The 20,422-nt window shown below is 45.6% G+C and carries 23 protein-coding genes; 11 read left to right on the plus strand and 12 right to left on the minus strand.

Annotated features, from left to right (window positions below; all coding sequences use genetic code 11):
• Positions 1–40 precede the first annotated feature (40 nt).
• Together BW944_RS14785 and BW944_RS09405 are read left to right on the plus strand one after the other, a co-directional pair.
• Positions 41–196: an anti-repressor SinI family protein gene (locus BW944_RS14785; protein WP_407690084.1), complete on the plus strand. Its 156-nt coding sequence runs from the start codon at positions 41–43 to the stop codon at positions 194–196.
• An 80-nt stretch (positions 197–276) separates the two neighbouring features.
• The gene (locus BW944_RS09405; protein WP_076559049.1) at positions 277–591 is read left to right on the plus strand and encodes a hypothetical protein; all 315 of its coding nucleotides are present in this window, start codon (positions 277–279) and stop codon (positions 589–591) included.
• Between the two features lie 319 nt (positions 592–910).
• Here the strand turns inward: BW944_RS09405 and BW944_RS09410 are convergent, their stop codons facing one another.
• From BW944_RS09410 to BW944_RS09445, 8 genes are all read right to left on the minus strand, one after another.
• The gene (locus BW944_RS09410) at positions 911–1,492 is read right to left on the minus strand and encodes an anthranilate synthase component II (RefSeq protein ID WP_076559052.1); all 582 of its coding nucleotides are present in this window, start codon (positions 1,490–1,492) and stop codon (positions 911–913) included.
• Between the two features lie 30 nt (positions 1,493–1,522).
• Entirely contained in the window at positions 1,523–2,329 is an 807-nt protein-coding gene (trpA, locus tag BW944_RS09415) for a tryptophan synthase subunit alpha (protein ID WP_084193702.1), read from the minus strand.
• Positions 2,326–3,513, minus strand: coding sequence for a tryptophan synthase subunit beta (trpB, locus tag BW944_RS09420; protein WP_076559054.1), 1,188 nt, complete (start codon positions 3,511–3,513; stop codon positions 2,326–2,328). Before trpB ends, trpA begins: the two co-directional genes overlap by 4 nt.
• Complete coding sequence (locus tag BW944_RS09425; protein WP_076559056.1) at positions 3,488–4,150, minus strand: phosphoribosylanthranilate isomerase; 663 nt, start codon at positions 4,148–4,150, stop codon at positions 3,488–3,490. The genes trpB and BW944_RS09425 overlap by 26 nt, the downstream gene beginning before the upstream one ends.
• Positions 4,147–4,905 carry an indole-3-glycerol phosphate synthase TrpC gene (trpC, locus tag BW944_RS09430; RefSeq protein WP_076559059.1) on the minus strand — a complete coding sequence of 253 codons (759 nt, stop codon included), beginning with the start codon at positions 4,903–4,905 and terminating at the stop codon, positions 4,147–4,149. Before trpC ends, BW944_RS09425 begins: the two co-directional genes overlap by 4 nt.
• Entirely contained in the window at positions 4,895–5,914 is a 1,020-nt protein-coding gene (gene trpD, locus BW944_RS09435) for an anthranilate phosphoribosyltransferase (RefSeq protein ID WP_076559061.1), read from the minus strand. Before trpD ends, trpC begins: the two co-directional genes overlap by 11 nt.
• Positions 5,911–7,398, minus strand: coding sequence for an anthranilate synthase component I (gene trpE, locus BW944_RS09440; protein ID WP_076559063.1), 1,488 nt, complete (start codon positions 7,396–7,398; stop codon positions 5,911–5,913). Before trpE ends, trpD begins: the two co-directional genes overlap by 4 nt.
• A gap of 329 nt (positions 7,399–7,727) precedes the next feature.
• Positions 7,728–7,928 (minus strand): DUF3006 family protein, encoded by a 201-nt coding sequence (locus tag BW944_RS09445; RefSeq protein ID WP_076559065.1) that lies wholly within the window; start codon positions 7,926–7,928, stop codon positions 7,728–7,730.
• 122 nt (positions 7,929–8,050) lie between these two features.
• On the opposite strand from BW944_RS09445, the gene BW944_RS09450 reads away from it, so the two are divergent.
• The 5 genes from BW944_RS09450 to BW944_RS09470 all read left to right on the plus strand — a co-directional run bounded on the left by BW944_RS09450 (position 8,051) and on the right by BW944_RS09470 (position 11,360).
• Positions 8,051–8,641, plus strand: a complete 591-nt coding sequence (locus tag BW944_RS09450) for a TetR/AcrR family transcriptional regulator (protein WP_076559067.1) — start codon at positions 8,051–8,053, stop codon at positions 8,639–8,641.
• Between the two features lie 13 nt (positions 8,642–8,654).
• Positions 8,655–8,978 (plus strand): DMT family transporter, encoded by a 324-nt coding sequence (locus tag BW944_RS09455; RefSeq protein WP_143525702.1) that lies wholly within the window; start codon positions 8,655–8,657, stop codon positions 8,976–8,978.
• Positions 8,978–9,292 (plus strand): DMT family transporter, encoded by a 315-nt coding sequence (locus tag BW944_RS09460; protein ID WP_076559072.1) that lies wholly within the window; start codon positions 8,978–8,980, stop codon positions 9,290–9,292. Before BW944_RS09455 ends, BW944_RS09460 begins: the two co-directional genes overlap by 1 nt.
• A gap of 453 nt (positions 9,293–9,745) precedes the next feature.
• Entirely contained in the window at positions 9,746–10,432 is a 687-nt protein-coding gene (gene bshB2, locus BW944_RS09465; RefSeq protein ID WP_200806510.1) for a bacillithiol biosynthesis deacetylase BshB2, read from the plus strand.
• Between the two features lie 178 nt (positions 10,433–10,610).
• Entirely contained in the window at positions 10,611–11,360 is a 750-nt protein-coding gene (locus BW944_RS09470; protein WP_076559076.1) for a FixH family protein, read from the plus strand.
• Positions 11,361–11,582: 222 nt separating this feature from the next.
• On the opposite strand, the gene typA is transcribed toward BW944_RS09470, so the two are convergent.
• On the minus strand, positions 11,583–13,424 hold the full coding sequence (typA, locus tag BW944_RS09475; RefSeq protein WP_076559078.1) for a translational GTPase TypA: 1,842 nt from the start codon (positions 13,422–13,424) through the stop codon (positions 11,583–11,585).
• Positions 13,425–13,540: 116 nt separating this feature from the next.
• Between typA and BW944_RS09480 the strand changes: the two genes are divergently transcribed.
• From BW944_RS09480 to BW944_RS09490, 3 genes are all read left to right on the plus strand, one after another.
• Positions 13,541–14,452: an RluA family pseudouridine synthase gene (locus BW944_RS09480; RefSeq protein ID WP_076559080.1), complete on the plus strand. Its 912-nt coding sequence runs from the start codon at positions 13,541–13,543 to the stop codon at positions 14,450–14,452.
• 107 nt (positions 14,453–14,559) lie between these two features.
• Positions 14,560–15,504, plus strand: coding sequence for a TIGR03571 family LLM class oxidoreductase (locus BW944_RS09485; RefSeq protein ID WP_076559082.1), 945 nt, complete (start codon positions 14,560–14,562; stop codon positions 15,502–15,504).
• On the plus strand, positions 15,501–16,196 hold the full coding sequence (locus tag BW944_RS09490) for a DUF5694 domain-containing protein (protein WP_076559084.1): 696 nt from the start codon (positions 15,501–15,503) through the stop codon (positions 16,194–16,196). The genes BW944_RS09485 and BW944_RS09490 overlap by 4 nt, the downstream gene beginning before the upstream one ends.
• Positions 16,197–16,275: 79 nt before the next feature.
• Here BW944_RS09490 and BW944_RS09495 read toward each other — a convergent pair whose 3' ends face one another.
• A complete protein-coding gene (locus BW944_RS09495) occupies positions 16,276–17,901 on the minus strand; it encodes a BCCT family transporter (RefSeq protein ID WP_076559087.1) in 1,626 nt (541 codons plus the stop codon).
• A gap of 167 nt (positions 17,902–18,068) precedes the next feature.
• On the opposite strand from BW944_RS09495, the gene BW944_RS09500 reads away from it, so the two are divergent.
• Positions 18,069–18,335 carry a hypothetical protein gene (locus BW944_RS09500; RefSeq protein ID WP_076559310.1) on the plus strand — a complete coding sequence of 89 codons (267 nt, stop codon included), beginning with the start codon at positions 18,069–18,071 and terminating at the stop codon, positions 18,333–18,335.
• Here the strand turns inward: BW944_RS09500 and BW944_RS09505 are convergent.
• Complete coding sequence (locus BW944_RS09505) at positions 18,328–18,582, minus strand: hypothetical protein (RefSeq protein WP_076559090.1); 255 nt, start codon at positions 18,580–18,582, stop codon at positions 18,328–18,330. The genes BW944_RS09500 and BW944_RS09505 overlap by 8 nt on opposite strands.
• A gap of 173 nt (positions 18,583–18,755) precedes the next feature.
• The gene (gene mbcS / locus BW944_RS09510) at positions 18,756–20,321 is read right to left on the minus strand and encodes an acyl-CoA synthetase MbcS (protein WP_076559093.1); all 1,566 of its coding nucleotides are present in this window, start codon (positions 20,319–20,321) and stop codon (positions 18,756–18,758) included.
• Positions 20,322–20,422: the final 101 nt, after the last annotated feature.

Genomic DNA, 20,422 nt, shown 5'->3' on the forward strand with positions numbered 1-20,422 from the left:
AGTAAACGCGTTATAATGACAGTATCCTATAGAGTGGGGTGTGATATCTTTGCATAAGACATTGGATCCTGAATGGGTAGAGTTAATGGCAGAAGCCAGGAAGATGGGACTTTCTCCCGAAGAGATCAGGAAGTTCCTGAACCGCAAACACTTGGGGGGTTCAATTACAGAAATAACAGCTAGTCCCCTGAATTAACAGCCACCCAGCTGCACATTCCCCACTCTCCCTATACTAAATGCAAGTCATCTCCTATAATAACTTTAGGAGGTTTTTTTATGAACGAAAAAGACGAATGGATCATCCATAAATACCAGGAAGAAGAAAAGATGATGATTCTTTTATTTGCACAGTGGTGTGTGGATAATGGACTGGATCCCACACAAGTTTATCATCAGGCTTACCCGAACCAGGAAATCAGCCCTCTTTTGAAAGAAGTTCTGGAAGAGACCGTCCCTGCAAAAGAATCAGAGGAGATACAACCTGAATTATTGCTTGATGCTTTATCCGCTTTCGGGAATGAAGAGCTTGCCTCTCTCGTAGCCGATTTAACCTATTCTAAAGACAAGAAGAACCTTGGGAAAAATGAATAGTTTGATTATCATTCGATGGCTTGAATGTAAAAAGAACCTGGGACAGAATGTATGGTAGAAATGCTAAAAACGAATATTCAAAAAAACACGGAGACTCCTAGGGGAACAGCACGAGCTGAAGATCCAATGGATCAAGCTATTCGCTTGATCCATTCAGCTGAAGTCGTACCCATGGAAAGCGACGTGTTTTTCTTATGAATCATTCCATAAACGAAGGTATACAAAAATCCGAACAACATTGTTCGGATTTTTAAACGTAAAAGCAGTTTTTGTCCCAGGCTCTTAAATTACCAAGATTAATATAAGGACCTGACACTTCTCAGGCTTCTATCGCTATATAGGCGGTAAGCATGTTTTTGATCAGCTGTTTCCCTTCCCCTGTTCCAATCGATTCCGGATGGAACTGGACACCTTCTAACGGGTACTCTTTATGCCTGATTCCCATGATCACCCCTTCGGAAGTCGTTGCCGTAATATCGAAACAGCCAGGAAGCGTATTTACGTCGACAATAAGGGAATGATATCTCATTGCAGTAAGCGGCTTCGGTAAATTTTTAAAAACAGTGGAGCCATCATGGTCAATCTCCGAAGATTTCCCATGCATCAGTTCATCAGCGCGGATGATGTCTCCTCCGAAATGATAGGCTAAAGCCTGGTGTCCGAGACACACTCCGAAAATCGGAATTTCTTTGTAAAAGGTGTTTATGATTTCCTCGGTGCGTTCCATTTTCTCCGGGGATTGCGGCCCCGGGGACAGGACAATGAGGTCTGGACTCAACCTTTTCACTTCATCCACGGTCACGTCATCATGCCGACGCACAGTTATATCTTCACCCATCTCCCCTATATATTGAACAAGATTATATGTGAAAGAGTCATAGTGATCGATCATGTAAATCATCTCTGCTCCGCTCCTCTCTTCTCACGGTGATCATTCCTGGACAAGTTTCCTCAATTCATCTGAAAAAAAAGTCAAACCTGCCTGTTCATTTTCATTTTTCTCCAATTCTAAACTCGCTTCGATCAATTTCACAATTTTACTTCCGATAATGAAACCATCTGCATGCTCTCTCATCAAACGGACCTGGTCGTTGGAGGATATTCCAAAACCGACGGCGACAGGTACACTGCTATGCTCTTTCACTTTCTCTATGAAGGACAACGTTTCCGGAGCCATTTCCTTCCTTTCCCCGGTCACACCGAGACTTGATACACAATAAAGAAAGCCACGTGCCTGTTCTGCGATTCTTTTGATCCGCTCATCAGAGGTAGGAGCTACGAGTGAAATGAGTTCTATATCTTTTTCTTTCGTACGCACATTCAATTCTTCACTTTCCTCCAGTGGAAGGTCCGGAATGAGCAGTCCTTCCACCCCGTTTTCTACAAGATCTGCAATGAATGCTTCATGTCCGTACTGCAATACCGGGTTATAATAAGTGAATATAACGATCGGAATCGTCACTCCTGCTTTTCTAAGCTCCGGTACCATCCGCACCGATTTTCGGAGTGACATTCCGGCATCAAGAGCACGTTTTGCCGCTTTCTGAATGACGGGGCCGTCTGCTAAGGGATCCGAATAAGGGACCCCCAGTTCAAGAATATCCGCGCCCGCTTCCTGAAGACGAAGAGCGTATTGCACGGTCTTATCTGCATCAGGATCTCCAGCTACGATAAAAGGGATGAACAGGTCCTTTTCCCTTGTCAGCTTCCCCTGGAAAAGTGTCTGCTGCTTCATCATTTCAATCCCTCCTCTGTAAAATGCTCCATGAGGGTAGCCATATCTTTATCCCCGCGCCCGGAAACATTAATTACGATCGTCTGATCACTGGACATTTCTTTCGCTTCTTTAATCGCCTGGGCGATCGCATGTGCAGATTCGATAGCTGGTATGATACCTTCAGCACGGGACAGTCGTTTCACTGCTTCTAACGCTTCATCGTCGGTGATCGACTCGTAGCGGACACGCTTCGTCTTGAATAGGTTCGCATGCTCCGGACCGATTCCAGGATAATCGAGTCCTGCTGATATCGAATAAGGTTCGATGATCTGACCGTTCTCATCCTGCATCAGATAGGTCAGCGAGCCATGGATAACTCCCGGTGTACCTTTCGTCAACGTAGCAGCGTGATCCGGGGTATCGACCCCTTTTCCGGCTGCCTCGATACCGATAAGTTCCACTTCATCCTCCAGAAATGGATAAAACATACCGATGGCATTGCTGCCACCACCTACACATGCATAAATACGATCGATGTTGCGGGTCATCTGTTCCTTCGTCTCATCCCCGATAATACGCTGGAAATTGCGGACCATTCTCGGATAAGGGTGCGGACCGACGACAGACCCGATCAAATAGAAGTGATCCTCACAGTTGGCTACCCAATAGCGGATCGCTTCGTTCGTCGCATCTTTCAAAGTTCCGTTCCCGCTGGATACGGAGATGACTTCAGCTCCGAGGAGTTTCATGCGGAACACGTTCAATTCCTGGCGTCGTATATCCTCTTCCCCCATGAATACTTTGCAAGAAAGGCCGAGTTTTGCAGCGACCGTGGCGGAGGCTACTCCGTGCTGGCCTGCTCCGGTTTCAGCGATGATTTTATCTTTGCCCATACGTTTAGCCAGAAGTGCCTGACCGATGGCATTGTTCAATTTATGAGCTCCGGTGTGGAGAAGGTCTTCCCGTTTCAGATAAATCTGCGCTCCCCCAAGTTCAGCGGTCAGTTTATCCGCGAACGTCATAGGTGTTGGTCTCCCGGCGTATTCTTTCAAATCATGTTCATACTGCTTCAGGAATTCCTCATCCTGCATCGCTTCATCCAGAGCAGCTTCCAGTTCTTCCAAAGGGGCCATCAATGTCTCCGGGACGTATTTCCCCCCGAAATCACCATACCTTCCTTTATGATTTGGCATACTTGTAAGCATGGCCCGTCACCTCTTTCGTTATCAGCTGTATTTTATGAAAATCTTTCCGACCGTCTGTCTCTATGCCACTGGAAATATCTACACCTTCCGGCTGATGCGCCATCAATTCCCTGATATTTTCCGGGGATACTCCACCGGCCATGAGACAGGAGACATTCTGTTTATTCGCTTCTTCTTTATATTGTGGAATCGCCTGCCAATCGAAAGTTACACCTGTGCCGCCGTGAGCACCTTTCACTTTCGAATCAATAATGAACCCTTCAGCTACACCACTGAAAAGGCGCATCATCGACAGCCCGTCCTGCTGATGATGGATCGCTTTCCACACCGGCATCGGGAACGTTTCTTTGATTTTCAACAGCTCCGAGACCGTTTCATTCCCGTGCAGTTGAATGACATCAAGCGGTACGAAACGCAGCACTTCATCGATCTCATCCACTGTAGGATTAACAAATACCCCTACCAATTTTTGTTCAGGACGAATCCGTTTAATCCACTTCCCGACTTTTTCAGGAAGGACATATCTTCCTGCTGACTTTACAAATATGAAGCCGAGATGCGTCGCTTGGGAAAACGCTCCTTTTTCAATATCGGTTTCACTCTGATTCCCACATAGTTTGATCAATGGTTCTATCATGATGTTTCCCCCTTCAAAAGTCGACGTACCGCAGCTTCCACATCCGTTTCTCTCATCAGAGACTCTCCGACCAGTACGGCTTCAGCCCCTGCTCTTTTCACTTCTAACAGATCTTCGTTCTTATAAATACCGCTCTCCGAAACAAGAAGTGCTTCTTCCGGGACATGTGAAGCAATTACAGAAGTCTGCTCCAGGCTCGTTTCGAACGTGTTCAAGTCACGATTGTTCACTCCGATCACTTGCGGAGTAAATATATCAAGGATCCTCTTCAGGGTCTCAAGTGCATGAACTTCAACCAGCACTTCCATGCCCAGGCTGTATGCCTCATCATAAAGCACTTTAAGTTGCTCCGCTTCCATCGCTTCCCCGATGAGAAGGATAGCATCCGCCCCGATCCGCTTGCTTTCCTGAACCTGCAGGGAGTCGATGATGAAGTCTTTTCTCAGCACCGGAAGGGAGACCTGTTGCTTAACCGCCGTAAGGTATTCATGTGCTCCCTGAAAGAACGAACGGTCGGTCAAAACCGAGATAGCTCTTGCCCCACCCGCTTCATACGCTTTCGCAATAGCGACCGGGTCGAAATCTTCACGGATGAGTCCTTTTGAAGGAGAAGCCTTCTTCACTTCCGCAATCAATCCGGAAGGTACACCCTTACGCAAAGATTCAGCGAAAGGGACCGTTTCCCTTCCCCTCTCCTCCGGAAGTGTGAGGCGACTTATCTCTTCTTTCTTCACTTCCAATATTCTACTTAGCATAGGTTCCCTTCTCCTTCGCAAGTTTGTGATAGTAGTCATCGGTCTTGCCGTTTTCAATAGCCTGCTTCACCTGATCTACCCCATCGGCGATACTTTCAGCACCCCCGGCTACATAAAGACCCGCTCCCGCATTCATTACAGCAATAGCCTGAGCCGCTTCAGGAGCTGAGCCCTTCAGGACATTACGAATAAGTGCGGCGCTTTCCTCTGAAGATTCTATTTGCACTTCTTCGACAGGGAAGGTATGGTATCCGAATTCCTGAGGGTGAACCGTGAACCTTCGGATCTCGCCATCTTTCAGTTCAACGATATCTGTCTTGCCGGTGATCGTGATTTCATCGAGACCATCCTGGCCGGTTACAAAAAGCACATGCTCCGACCCCAGCTGTTTCAGGGCTTCTGCCATTTTTTCAGCATAGTTCGTGTCATACACTCCCATCAACTGCCTTTTCGCATTAGCGGGGTTACACATCGGACCGAGAAGATTGAACACTGTACGGAAGCCAAGTTCTTTCCTTGCCGTAGCGGCATGTTTCATGGCCGGATGATAGACAGGGGCATATAAAAAGGTGAGTCCCTGCTCCTGAACCGCTTTTGCTCCTTCTTCAGGTGTGGATTCGATCTGAAGGCCGAGCGTTTCTACGACGTCCGCACTTCCGCTGGTGGAAGATACTTTCCGATTCCCATGCTTCGCCACTTTCGCTCCCATTCCTGCAAGCATAATCGAAACAGCAGTCGAGATATTATACGTAGAAGCTCCGTCCCCTCCTGTACCGCATGTATCCACAAGTTCAGTCTCCGGGAGCGGAAATTCCTTCATATGTTCACGCATCGCTTTGGCAAAGCCGGTGATCTCCCCCGCCGTTTCTCCTCTGTAACGCATAATACTGAGAAGACTCGCAAGTTGAGCTGTGCTCATCTCTCCGTTCATCACCACATTCATAAGTTCATATGCTTCCTGCTCGGAAAAAACATTACCTTCTACAGCTTTCGTTACATATTCGTTCATTCTGTCTCCACTCCTTCTCTTCTCGTCTCAAAAGCCTGCTCGGCTACGGCCAGCGCATATTTCAAAGCACTGGCTTTATTTACCGTCTCTTCGAATTCACCTTCAGGATCCGAGTCGGCGACTACACCGGCGCCTGCCTGGATATACACCTGGTCTTTCACTTTCGTCATCGTACGAATCGCAATACAGGAATCAAGATCCCCATCAAGCCCTAAATATACGATTCCTCCTCCATAAATATGACGGGAAGTCGGCTCTAACTCTCGTAAAATTTGCATTGCTCTTACTTTCGGAGCTCCTGAGAGCGTTCCTGCAGGAAAGGCGGCCATCAACGCATCAATGGAGGAAACGTCTTCCTTTATTTCTCCTGTCACCTTACTGATGATATGCATCACTTTTGCGAAACGCCCGATTGTCATATAATCATGAACTTTCACTGTTCCATATCCGGCTACTCTTCCTACGTCATTACGGGCAAGGTCGACGAGCATGCGATGTTCGGCCTGCTCTTTTTCATCCGCAAGAAGTTCGTCTGCGAGGGCGTCGTCCTCTTCTTTCGTTTCACCCCTTTTTCGCGTTCCTGCAATCGGGTGCATCTCCAGTTGCCCTTTCTCCACACGAAGAAGCCTCTCCGGCGAACTCCCTATAACTTCGATATTCCTGAAATTCAGGTAAAACATATAAGGGGAAGGATTCACTTTTCGAAGGACTCGATAAAGTTCAAACCCTGTTCTCGTCGTTTTCGCTTCAAAGCGCTGTGATAATACTGCTTGAAAGATGTCCCCCGCTTTAATATATTCCTGAATGGCGCGGACATCGTTCAGGTATTTCTCTTTGCTATAATTACTTTCAAGTTCTACATGGCCCGGCTGAATCGAACCATCGATCAGAAAATCCGGAAAAGCACTTCCTTTGATGATCGCCTGCTTCACATCGGAGATTCTGCGTTTCGACTCGTTGTAGGACACCTGTGGATTCTCTCCACGTGCGAACGAAAGGATGGTAGTATCTTCTGTCCGATGGTCATGTGCTATAATTGTTCGGCAAAAAACGAAACGGTAATTGCTCTCTTCGTTAGCTACAGGAGGGACCGGTTCAAAGTCGGAAATCGCGTCATAAGCGACGTAACCGACGAAGCCCCCTTTAAAAGGAAGCGGAACATCAGGTATTTTTACCTGAAGATCGGCAAGCAGTCCTTCATACGCTTTTTCGAGAGAACTATAGGTTTTGGTCCCGCCTGATTCTATTGTTTCGACGACAAATCCACTGTTGTCCTGATAAATCGAATAGATAGGATCGAGGCCTATAAATGAATAATTGGACCACTCCGACTGACGATCACCGCTCTCAAGCATATAGACAGCTTCGTCTTCGAGCGCGGCGAACATGTGTATAGGAGTGATAGTATCTGTTGTGAATGTATCCGTTACTGGAATAGTAGAATAGTGTTCAGAATCTTGCAGAAAATTTTCGTAAGTAGTCAAGTGGCTCACCTCTCCATAGTTGTGGGATGGAGAATGAGATAATGAGGAATGTAAGAGAGTGGTGTATAAGGGAGGCTTGACGTGGCCTTTAGACAGCTCCTTACGTCCGTCGTTATCCACGTTCTCTCGGCTCACCTGAATTCTCGGCTCATCTACTCTCATTCTCGACCTCAAAATATAACTTTCGAATAGTTTATAAAATTCAGAACTAAAAGTCAAGGACTCCGGATCTCACCTCCTGAAAAGGTAAAGAAGAAAAAAGAACGGCTTTGCCGCTCTCCTCAAACTAATGATACATATTCATATATTATTCCACTTACTTTTCAGACTCAGGTAAGCATTTCTTCATCCCGGTCCACCTCGACACTTTTGATATTACCTACTTCATCAAAATCGATGTACAAAACGTCGCCTGGATTAACGAACCCTTCCAGTCGATCACGCAAAACCAATAATTCATCCGTCTCTTCCATTTCCTGTACGAGCACCGCAAATTCTTGTTGAAATCGATCGAGTTTGTAACGGTTCATAAGCTACCCCTTTCTTTTAATTACCGTTACCCCCCTTCGTCCCATCCTAAACGACTTGACCTCCATTTTCGCCAGTGCTACACTATACTAACAACCGTTAGTTAGTGAAATGGAGGCCAACCATGACTAGAGATAAAATAATTCAAGTGAGTATTGAACTTTTCGCAAATACAGGTTTTCAAAATACGAGCCTTAAAGACATTGCCACGGGCGTAGGGATAAAGAAACCTTCCCTTTATAATCATTTCGAAAGTAAAGAAGATATTTTCCTTACAGTACTCGAAGAAGTGAAGACAAGGGAAGTAGATGCTATACGTAAAGAAATCACCTATTCCGACAAGGCGACCACGGAAAAAAAACTGAAACAGATTTTTGATACCTATACCGAGCTGATGACGGATTCCACGGAAGGCCAGTTATTTAAACGGGTGACATTCTTCCCTCCGGATGAGTTCTCGGAAGAAATCAAACAGGTGTTTTTAAGAATCGAAGAAGAAATCACAGCAATCATCACCCCCGTGCTCGAAGAAGGGATGGCAACAAACCAGTTATGTAAATGGAACATTTCCACTCTACTATCCGCATTTTATACAACGATGGATGGGCTTTTTCTTGAAGAACATTTTTACGGGAAAAACGTCCTGTCAAAACGAAAAAAAGCTTCATGGGAGGTATTCTGGGCAGGAATAGTCATGAAGGAAAAGGAGGAATAATAAATTGGTTTGGATGATTACAGGAGCAATGTTTGAAATTTTATGGGCTATCGGCCTGAAGTATTCCGATGGTTTCACCGATCCCTTCTTTTCCACTCTGACCATTATCGGTATTATCATCAGCTTTGGGTTTTTCACCAAGGCTCTTACCGTCGTAGATATAAGCACCGGCTACGCTATTTTCACAGGTATAGGAGCAGCCGGAACCGCAGTTGCAGGGATGATTCTTCTTGGTGACAGCTTTGATATCAAAAAAATATTTTTCGTGCTTCTTCTTATAACAGGAGTGATCGGATTGAAATTATCTTCAGAACCTTACAGAGGGGAGGCGACGTGATGGCATGGGTATTTTTGCTGATCGCTGGCTTCGGTGAAGTTTCAGCTATGTTTTTCCTGAAAATGTCGAACGGTTTCAAAAAAATCACTCCTTCTTTGTTTGCTGTACTCGCAGGAGGGGCAAGTTTTTATTTCCTTTCCCTTTCGTTACGTGACTTATCTATTGGAACGGCGTACGGAATCTGGACAGGAATAGGATCTGCAGGCACTGTTTTACTCGGCATGCTGTTCTTCAAGGAACCCGTGACGCAGAAAAGACTCCTTTTCATAAGCTTCATAATTTCCGGTATTATAGGATTGAAAATGGTTTCCTAACTCTAGTATTATAGTAGATGATCAATTTTTTGTTGGGGGAACAAAAATGAAGAAAGTCTTACTTGCCATTTTCATGATGATTATCTTAGCTTTTGGAATGATCGGTTACACAAACATCGATGAAGCACCGTCAGTAAACGACGAACAAACTGAATCCTATGAATGAGTCCTGTCTTTTGAAAGACAGGGCTTTTTTAAAAAGTAAGCTCTGTTAAAGCCTATTGTTGATGATAGGAACGGAAGGTGGGGACGCCTGCGGAACGAGCATGGAAGGAAAATCGCCCGTATCGACCAGAGGGAGAAACGGGAAGTTTCCGTCATGCCCGCGGCAAGCTTCCACCTGAAGAGACGAATATCAACAACAAACGATAACAGAGCCTAAATGTAAGCAAATCAATTTATCTTTGTGCTGGAATCTTCCATAATAAGTACAGTCGAAGGAGGTTCATCATTATGCTTGAAAACGAAAATCACGTACTGGTCATTTTCCCCCACCCGGACGACGAAGCTTTTGGAGTGAGTGGCACTATGTCCTCTTATATCAATCAGGGAGTGCCTGTCACATATGCATGTCTGACACTCGGTGAAATGGGGCGGAACCTTGGAAATCCTCCGTTCGCTACGAGAGAATCTCTTCCGGAAATTCGAAAGGAAGAACTTCAAAAAGCGGCCGAAAAAATGGGACTTATCGATCTCCGTATGATGGGGTACCGGGATAAAACGCTCGAATTCGAGGACGATGATACATTACAGGAAGTCGTTAAAAATCTCCTGATTGAAGTGTCCCCTTCTCTTGTAATCAGCTTTTACCCTGGATACGCTGTACACCCTGACCACGAAGCAACGGCGCGAGCTGTCGTCCGTGCTGTGAGGGACATGAAAAAAGAAGACCAGCCTAAGCTTTACGGTCTCGCTTTTGCCAACGATACAGAAGAGAATCTTGGCCAACCTGATATCGTCCACGACATATCGGATGTTCAAGAACAGAAACTCGAAGCATTGAAAGCTCACGACTCCCAGACCTCCCAGCTTCTTCAGGACCTGGAAGACGGGGTCAGGAGCGGTGATCCTGAAGCCCTGAAGTGGGTTACACGCGAACAGTTCTATACGTACAAATGGGAATCCGATAACGTTGACTGACCCTTCTCCCTTGGGTCAGTCTTTTGACTTTCCGGCGATTGAAACATCATTACGGATAAGCCACACTCATTTATTCTATATATCCCCCCTTGCCACTATTTTTACTTAATGTTCACAGACGAAGGACAAAAAGAATGATATCCTTGAATAAGCAAATGTATAAAAGGAGTATTTTTTTATGAAAAAAACGATCTTTTCCTTATTATTAATAGTTATTCTAGCAGCATGCGGGTCTGATTCTCCAGAAGGTAGTTCTTCTTCCAATAAAGAGGAAGGAAACGGAGAGAAAGAAGAAATGGCAGCTTCGCCTGTAAATGTTGAAATTATCACCACGGACCAACCCTTACCTACGCAGGAAAATGTAGATATAACTGCTGAAGTTACCCAGAACGACGAACCTGTCAGCGATGCGGAGTACGTGGAATTTGAAATTTGGTCTACAGAAAAAGGACAGGAAACCTCCGAAAAGATACAGGCCGTGCAGGCCGGTGAAGGTGAGTACACTATCCAATACAACTTCCCTCAGAGCGGCTCTTATCAGGTGATCGCTCATACACAGGCGCGTGGACTGCATACGATGCCACAAAAAGAAATTACAGTAGAAGGTGAAGCACAGGAAGAAGAGCATTCACATGCGACTTCTCCTTTCGATGTCACACTGGAAAAATCGCAACAAGAAGAGAAGACCTCTTTATCAGCTACTATAACGAAAGATGGTTCAGCTTTTGAAAACGGAGAAATCACCTTCGAGATCTCCAGTTCCCAAACAGAGAAACACCAATATATCGATGCAGAAGAATCGGAGCCGGGGGTGTATGAAGCTGCTCACTCTTTCCCTTCGGAAGGAACTTATACCGTCCAGGTTCACTTTGAAAAACCATCAGAAGAGATACACCAGCATCAGGAAAAAGAAATAACAATCCCCTAATAACTAGACTCTGTTAAAGCCTGTTGTTGATTTTAGGAACGAAGGGCGGGGACGCTTGCGTGAGAAGCATGAACGGAATCTCTCTACGTTCGATTCCGGAAGTTTACGTCATGCGTGCGGCAAGCTTCCACCCGTAGAACGAAAATCAACGATGAACGATAACAGAGCCAATAACTTAAAAAAAGCCGGAGACTAAAGTGTCTCCGGCTTTTTTGATACTTACTATTCTTCTGCGTTTTGCAGCTTGTTCTTCTTGGCAGCGCGGTCGCGCTCCCCTTTATTGAGGACCTTCTTACGCAAACGAACGGATACTGGAGTAACTTCACAATACTCATCGTCATCCAGGTATTCGATAGCTTCTTCGAGCGTGAGATCACGTGTTTTCTTGATCGTGTTCGTCGTATCTTTCGTAGCGGAACGAACGTTGGTCAAGTGCTTCTCTCTCGCCACGTTTACAGTCAGGTCGTTTTCACGAACGTGCTCTCCGACTATCATTCCTTCATAAACATCTGTACCAGGGTTTACGAAGATTGTCCCTCTGTCTTCAAGGTTCATGATACCGTAAGTGGTAGCTTTCCCTTTTTCCTGAGCGACAAGCACTCCGTTTCGACGTCCTCCGACGTTACCTTTTTGAAGAGGCGCATAACCGTCGAACGTATGGTTCAAAATACCATAACCGCGAGTCTGGGACATGAATTCAGTGGAATACCCGATCAGGCCACGGGAAGGTACGAGGAATTCAAGACGAACTTGACCGTTCCCATCGTTCATCATATCCTTCATCTCACCTTTACGTGCACCCAGCGATTCCATAACAGCGCCCTGGTATTCTTCAGGCGTATCGACCTGAACACTTTCCATAGGCTCACACTTCACACCATCGATTTCTTTGATGATGACTTTCGGTTTCGAAAGCTGAAGCTCGAATCCTTCACGACGCATGTTTTCAACCAGAATGGAAAGGTGGAGTTCTCCACGTCCAGATACAGTGAAAGCATCAGGAGATTCCGTAGGGTCTACCCGAAGACTTACATCTGTCTCTAATTGCGTGCGAAGACGTTCTTCAATCTGACGGGAAGTTACATACTTCCCTTCTTTTCCTGCAAACGGACTGTTGTTTACGAGAAAAGTCATCTGAAGCGTCGGTTCATCGATACGAGGGATTTCCATCGCTACCTGATTTTCCTTAGAAGTAACCGTCTCTCCGACGTTGATATCTTCAAGTCCAGCGAGAGCGATGATATCCCCGGCTTTCGCTTCTTCGATTTCCACACGTTTCAAACCGATGAAACCGAATAGTTTAGAGACTCGGAAGTTTTTGATCGAGCCATCCTTTTTCATCAGAGACACATTATCTCCGACCTTCAATGATCCCTGGAACACCCTACCTACACCGATACGTCCAAGATAATCATTATAGTCAAGGAGAGTCACCTGGAATTGCAGTGGCTCTTCACGCGTATCTTTCGGTGCCGGAATGTTGTTCATGATCAGATTGAAGATAGGCTCCATCGTTTCTTCCTGATCATCCTGGCCTTCTCCTGAAGTACCGTTCAAGGCAGAAGCAGATACAACCGGGAATTCAAGCTGCTCATCGTCCGCTCCGAGTTCGATGAAAAGATCCAGAACTTCATCTACCACTTCCTGTGGACGGGCATTCGGACGATCGATTTTATTCAGAACGACGACAGGTGTCAGCTTTTGTTCCAGAGCTTTTTTCAGAACAAAGCGAGTCTGTGGCATACATCCTTCATAAGCGTCAACTACAAGCAATACACCATCTACCATTTTCAGAATACGTTCCACTTCACCACCGAAATCGGCGTGACCAGGTGTATCCAAGATGTTGATTCTTGAATCCCCGTACTGGACAGCTGTATTTTTTGATAGAATCGTAATTCCACGTTCTTTCTCCAAATCATTGGAGTCCATAGCTCTTTCGTCTACGTTTTCATTGGCGCGAAATGTTCCAGAATAACGCAACAACTGGTCTACTAACGTCGTTTTTCCGTGGTCGACGTGTGCAATAATAGCTATATTTCGAATATCTTCTCTTAATTGCATGGTGAAAACACCTCTTTCTACTCGTTTCAATTTCAACCTATCAATTGTAACATAAATTAGACATAATACAACAAACTAGCTACAATGGATTCATAAAAACTGAGGAGGACATGTAAATGAAGCGAGGCGGGGAGTGGCTATACATAACTATACCCGAAAAGTGGGAAGGGCTAACAGTCGAAAAAGTAATGAAACAGAAATGGCAATTCCCACGGAAACTTCGCCATGATTTCCGCTCAAACGGGAAGGTTTTGCTTAACGACGAACACCCGCACTGGAAGACGACAAAGGTCCATGCAGGAGACGTATTGAGACTCAAACTTTTTCAGAAGTCGGATTTTCAATTACCGACCTTCAATATGGAACTCGACGTCCTTTTTGAGGATGACCATCTGTTGGTCGTAAACAAGCCCGCCGGGATATTCACCCATCCGAATGGAGCAGAAGACGACCAGCATACGCTTTGGAATGCGGTGGCCCATTATTGCAGGGAGCGACACCTCCCTGTTTTACCGAAATACATCCACCGTCTCGACCGTCATACATCCGGCGCTGTACTTTTTGGAAAACATGAACTGGCTATAGCGACACTTGGAGAAATGATGAAGAAGAGGCAAATCACCCGGACATATATAGCGAAAGTACACGGACGCATCGAGCATGAGCAGGGGCGCATAGAATACCCCATTATAAAGGACCCCACTCACCCGATCAAACGGAAAATTGATGGAGAGGGTCCTTCTTCTGTCACCAACTACTATGTATTGAACAGAGAGGCGGATCATACCTTGCTTCGTCTCCATCTCGAAACAGGACGCACCCATCAGATACGAGTCCATTTGCATGCTATCGGCCATCCGTTGCTCGGCGATTCCTTATATGGAGGGAGCGGGGACCATCTCGGACGTCAGGCCCTGCACGCCGCTTCTTTGTCGTTCCCTCACCCTTTTACAGAAGAGAGGATCACCTGCTCCGCTTCTTCTGAAACCTCTCCTTTCTTCGATGAAAATGACCTGGAGCGGCTGTGAATTGAATTAGTGGGCACTCTTTCCCACTTTCCTTATAATGGAGGTTAAGAGTTTCAGGAAGAGAATCACCTTTTCACTTTTGAACTTCGTCAAAGGAGAGATTTGGATTGAATAAACATAAAGGATTCACCTCCATGTTCCAAAAAGGTAGACTTACGCTCGGTCTCAACCTTCCTATAGAAGCGCATGGTAACAACGTTCCTACTTTAGAACATCAAATTGAAAGAGCCCGACTTGCAGAAGAAGCGGGATTTACCTGTTTATGGTTTCAGGACGTCTTGTTAGAGGATCCGACGTTCGAAGATCCTGCGACGGGACAGATTTTTGATAGTCTGATTTACCTCACCTACATCGGCGCACACACCTCAAAAATCAACTTGGGCACTGCGGCTATCGTCACCCCTCTCCGTCACCCTTTGCGCCTGGCCAAAGAAGTGGCAAGTATCGAAAGGCTTTTTCCGGAAAGACTGATGCTCGGTATATCTTCAGGTGACCGTCGGAAAGATTTTGAAGGATTGAACGTCCCGATCATGGAGCGCGGACGCTTATTCCGTGAGGCTTACGATTATTTTACGCAAGTTATCAGTGAAGAGTTCCCTGCGATTGAATCTCCTATGGGGAAAATCGACAAATCCAATCTTGTACCGAAACCCTCTTCCCGCATCCCTGTTCTCATGACAGGCTATTGCCAGCAGACGTTTGACTGGATCGCAGAACATGGAGACGGGTGGATGTTTTACCCGCAACCACCGGACAAACAGGTGGACATGATACGTTCCTACAGAAATAAAGCGGGTCCTGAAACATTCCGGCCGTTCATCATGCCACTGCCGATTCAGTTATCGGCTGATAAAGACGAGCCCCTTTCCAAAATCCCCGCAGGTTACCGTGGAGGTCGAAAGGCTATCACCGAGATTTTGAAGGAATACCAAAGCATTGGCGTAAATCATATCATGTTCAATCTTTCCAAAAGCGAACGCCCCGTGGAAGCAGTGATTCATGAATTCCAGGACTATATCATTCCATCTTTAGAGGAGGATACATCGACATGACCCATGTACTTCTAGTCGCTACCCCTAATTTTTCAGTCCATCCCAGTCTGGTACAGGAGGAAGTGCTTACCGCACTGTCAGAGAAGTTCGCTTCCTTTGAACCGACAGCCCTGGCTATCGAGAAAAATTATTACCTTGAGGAAGAAATAAACAAAAATCTTCATGCTTATATCGAAGACGATTTTGTTCTCACCCATGACTCGATGGAACAATTCGCTTTTCGTACTGCAAAACAGTCCGACCTCCCTTCCCTTCACATGATAGATGAGCTGGTTGATATGTCATCTCCTTCCCTCGAACAGGTATTTACCTGGGCGGAAGAATACCAGCCGGAACTTTTGAAGGATATTATCACAATCAAACAAAAAGCCGATCGTTTCCGTGAAGAAGAAAATCTCGTCCATTACCTCACGCAGATTAACAGGGAGGACTACCTCTCTCTCGTCCAGAATCTTCATGCCACATTGAATATAGTCGGAGACCGTCATCATCAGGTTGGTACTTCCTGGTTGAAACAATCTTTCGAAAAAAATCTCGCGATAGCTGCAAATATCGAAAGACTCTGCGTTCACGAAGAACGTGTGCTTGTATTTGTGAGTGAAGAAACTTTGCCGTTACTTAAAAACATGATCCGAAATAGTGGCCGTGTAACTATTGAAGACCCTCTCTCCTATTTAAAAGTCTCCCTTTGAGAATGAATAGTTGAACTGAATGGTTAAAGAAAAAACAAGCCGACTATCTTTGCAAAAAGAAGGTCGGCTTGTTTGTCATTTAATCATTTTTATCTTTATCCGAATTTCTGAGTACGTCTGAACCGCCTCGGCGTTTCCCTTCTTTTCTCCATCTTTTGATATGAATCGTCGGTGATTCATACCCATCCTCTTCTTTGATATCGGCCGTCGATGCTCTCATGAACGACCAGGCAAGCAGAACCATGATGAAGATTAGCGGAAACCCGCCGACAATACTGGCTGTCTGTAAAGTGTCCAATCCTCCGAGAAACAGCAGGACAAGCGGCATTAAACAAAGAGCGAACGCCCAGAACAGGCGGTTCCATCGTTTCGGCTCCCCGTCAATTTCCTTCTGCACGACAGAAGCAAGAATGTACGACGAGGAATCGAACGTCGTAGCAAGAAAAATGATCGCCAATACAGTAAATACCAGCACAAGTAGATTAGAGAACGGCAGCTGAGCTATGATTTCTACAATCGTAGCAGGTGCTCCATTCGCATCCATGAATGCAATCGCATCAAATTGACCGGTAAGCTGCATGTACAGACCAAAGTTACCCATGATTCCGAAGAAAAGAATACAGCCGAGGGTACCATACACCATCGTGCCGAAAATCATCTCACGAATCGTACGACCTCTCGAAATCCTGGCGACGAACAGACCGACAAACGGTGCGTAAACAAGCCACCACGCCCAATAGAAGATCGTCCATCCTTCCGGGAACCCTGTCTCTTCAAATTGGCCGAGGTTGCCAAAAGGCTCCATCCATGTAGCCATTTTAAAGAAGTTATCCAACAGAATCCCTACAGAGTTGAATGTCGTTTCAAGAATGAATCGTGTCGGACCAAAAATAAGTATAAAACCCAGGATGAAAAGGACAAGCCACAGGTTGATATCACTAAGTACTTTTATTCCCTTCTTCAAGCCTGAATAGGAACTGATGGCGAATATCCCCGTACAAACGAGCATAATAACCGCCTGCATTCCAAGAGTGACAGGAATACCGGTTAAGTAATTCACACCCTGAGCTATCATAGGAGTACCAAGAGCAAGTGTCGTTCCGGCACCTCCCATAAGTCCGAACATAAACAGAACATCCACTACAGTCCCGACGGGTCCATCCACCCATTTTCCGAGCACCGGACGTACCGCTTCACTCACCTTCAATACGGGTTTCTTCCTCACGTAAAAGAAATAAGCGATCGGGAGCGCCGGGAGAGTGTAAATGGCCCAGGCAATCGGCCCCCAGTGGAAGATTCCGTATGCTGTAGCCCACTGTATCGCTTCCTTCGATTCAGCCGTCAGCCCGAAAGGAGGGCCCTGATAGTAATAGACCCATTCGATGACAGCCCAATACAGAATACTCGAGCCGATCCCGGCTGCAAATAGCATTGCAGCCCAGGAAAACGTATTGAATTCCTTTTCCTCTCCTTCTTCTCCAAGTTTCACATGTCCGTTCTTACTGAAAGCCACAAATATAAGAAAAGCGAAGACCCCAAGACCCATGGCCATATAAAGAAATCCGAAGTTCCCCGTCATGAAGGTGTTCGCTTCACTGACGACTTGCTTTCCGGCCTCCCGAAAAAGAACCAGCGGAATGGTCACAAGTAACAATAGAGCAAGCGCCCCACTAAATGTGGGCCAGTCCATTATTCGTTTATTCACCTTTCGTCATCCTTTGCTGAAGATTGTATTGTCTCGTATCTGCACACGGTTTAGTATTGTAACAGAGCCTTAGAATAAAGCAAAGGTAATTCCCGCCTCTGTTTACAGGTAGTGGGTAATAATTGAATAAATTAACTGGAAATTCCTCAGGAAAGGACTGGAGCTTTGTGAAGAATTTTTTTGAAAAATGGAAACTCGATGCGCTTTATATACCCCTGATCATCGTCTACCCGGCGGGGTTATGGCTACTTTTCGGTGATACGGAATGGCATGCTACTACACTGACTCTTTATATTTTGTGCATTATCTTTTTATCATTTTCAGGATTCACCGAAACAAATGGAGATTCTGCAAAAGAAATCATCTTCGGTTATATTTATCTCATCGGAGCGGTATTTTTTGCTGCAGCCGGGTTGTGGATGTGGATCATATAAAAAAGAGAAACGGGAGGATGACTGGAATCAATATTATGATGGTTACAATCAACCACTCTGTCTTTTTTTCTCCACGAATCTGTTTATAATAAGATATCCCCCACATCAAAAGTAATAGCACGGTCATTATAATGCTTTGTAAATGCAGATTCCCGTCTTTATTATTTGTGAAGATAAAGACGGTCCCTTCTGTAATGATAAGTAACCCTACTATTATATTAAAAATATGATGAAATGTTTTGCTCATACTCAAAGCCCCCCTTTCCCACTCATCATACCTCAATGTCGTCGTCCCGATAAATAAAGAACCCTCACCTTTTTCCTGAGTCCACAACACCGGTTTTATAGAAAAATAAAAAAGCGCGCAGCGACAGGGACCACATCCATGTTCTGCGCGTTTTTCGTATTCTCTTGCTTTTGTTATTTCTCTTTTTTCCTCAGTTCAATTCTCCGTATTTTACCGGAGGTCGTCTTCGGCAACTCCGGTATGAACTCGATCTTCCTAGGGTATTTGTAAGGCGCGGTCTGCGCTTTCACATGATCCTGGAGTTCTTTGATCAGAGCGTCGCTTCCTTCAACCTCTTCCTGTAAAACAATATAAGCTTTCACTACATTCCCCCGAACCTCATCAGGACTCGCGACGACAGCGCATTCCTGTACAGAAGGGTGCTTGACAAGAGCATCTTCCACTTCAAACGGACCAATCGTATAACCTGAACTGATGATAATATCGTCACTTCGGCCTTCAAACCAGAAATAGCCGCTTTCGTCCTTCTTCGCCTGATCCCCCGTTATATAATAGTTTCCTCTTTGTGACATTTTCGTACGCTCCGGGTCTTTATAGTATTCCTTGAACAGGGCCGGAGTGTCGAGATGAACAGCTATATCCCCTACTTCGTCAGGGGCGACAGGTTCTCCTTCTTCATTAATAATATCCACATCATTGCCGGGGGTCGGCCTGCCCATCGATCCCGGACGGACCTCCATGTCTTTCATAATACCGACGAGAAGTGTATTTTCCGTCTGTCCATAACCATCACGCACTGTAATATCGAAATGATTCTGGAACGTGTCGATCACTTCCCTGTTCAGAGGCTCCCCTGCAGAGACTGCACTGTGAAGATGTTCAAGAGAATATTCATGCAGGTTGTTCACCTTTGCCATTAACCGATATTCCGTCGGCGTACAGCAAAGGACATTCACTTCGTAATCATCCATGATTTGCAGATACGTTTTCGGATCGAATTTCCCCTGATAAATAAGACCACATGCCCCTGTACCGAGAACAGAGAGGAATGGTGTCCAGATCCACTTCTGCCAGCCTGGTCCGGCCGTCGCCCACACAACATCTTTGTCTTCTATCGCAAGCCATTTATAGGCAGCTGTCTTTAAGTGAGCATATCCCCATCCGTGCGTGTGAACAACCCCTTTCGGATTCCCGGTCGTTCCAGAGGTATAAGGAAGAAAGGCCGTGTCATCCCGGTGCGTCGGGGCCGCTTCGAGCTCCTCAGAAGCTTCGTCCGCTTTTTGTTCGAGCGACAGCCAATCTTTTGAATCACCCCCGACGGAGAACAAGTGCAGATTGATGACTCCATTCACATCATCAAACTGACCCGTGAGAGGATGGTAACATGCTATCGCTTTGGCCTCCCCGTGCTCAATACGGTACTGCAAATCTTTGGCGCGGAGCATTTCAGAACTCGGGATGACGACTATCCCTGTCTTCAATGCAGCCAGATACACTTCATACGCTTCTATCGTTCGAGGTATCATGACAAGCATTTTATCTCCGGGCTTCAGGCCTTCACTAAGGAAAGCGTTTCCAATTTTATTCACTCGTTTCATCAATTGCTGATATGTAGCTTCTTTTTTACGTCCTTCGCTATCCAGCCAAATCAGCGCTTTTCGCTCTTCGCCTTTTGCGTACTTCTCCATTTCGGAAATGATATTGTACTGTTCCGGTGCTATAAGCTCGTTCTTATCCATCGAATCCCTCCAACTGTTTCTTGAGTCATCTCCATTATAACTAAAATTCAGATTTTTTGAAATATGATTGAAGAGGGTTCAATATATTTCCTCTTAAAAAA

Origin of the sequence: Salimicrobium flavidum (genome assembly GCF_900156645.1) — a bacterium.
Classification (GTDB): domain Bacteria; phylum Bacillota; class Bacilli; order Bacillales; family Halobacillaceae; genus Salimicrobium; species Salimicrobium flavidum.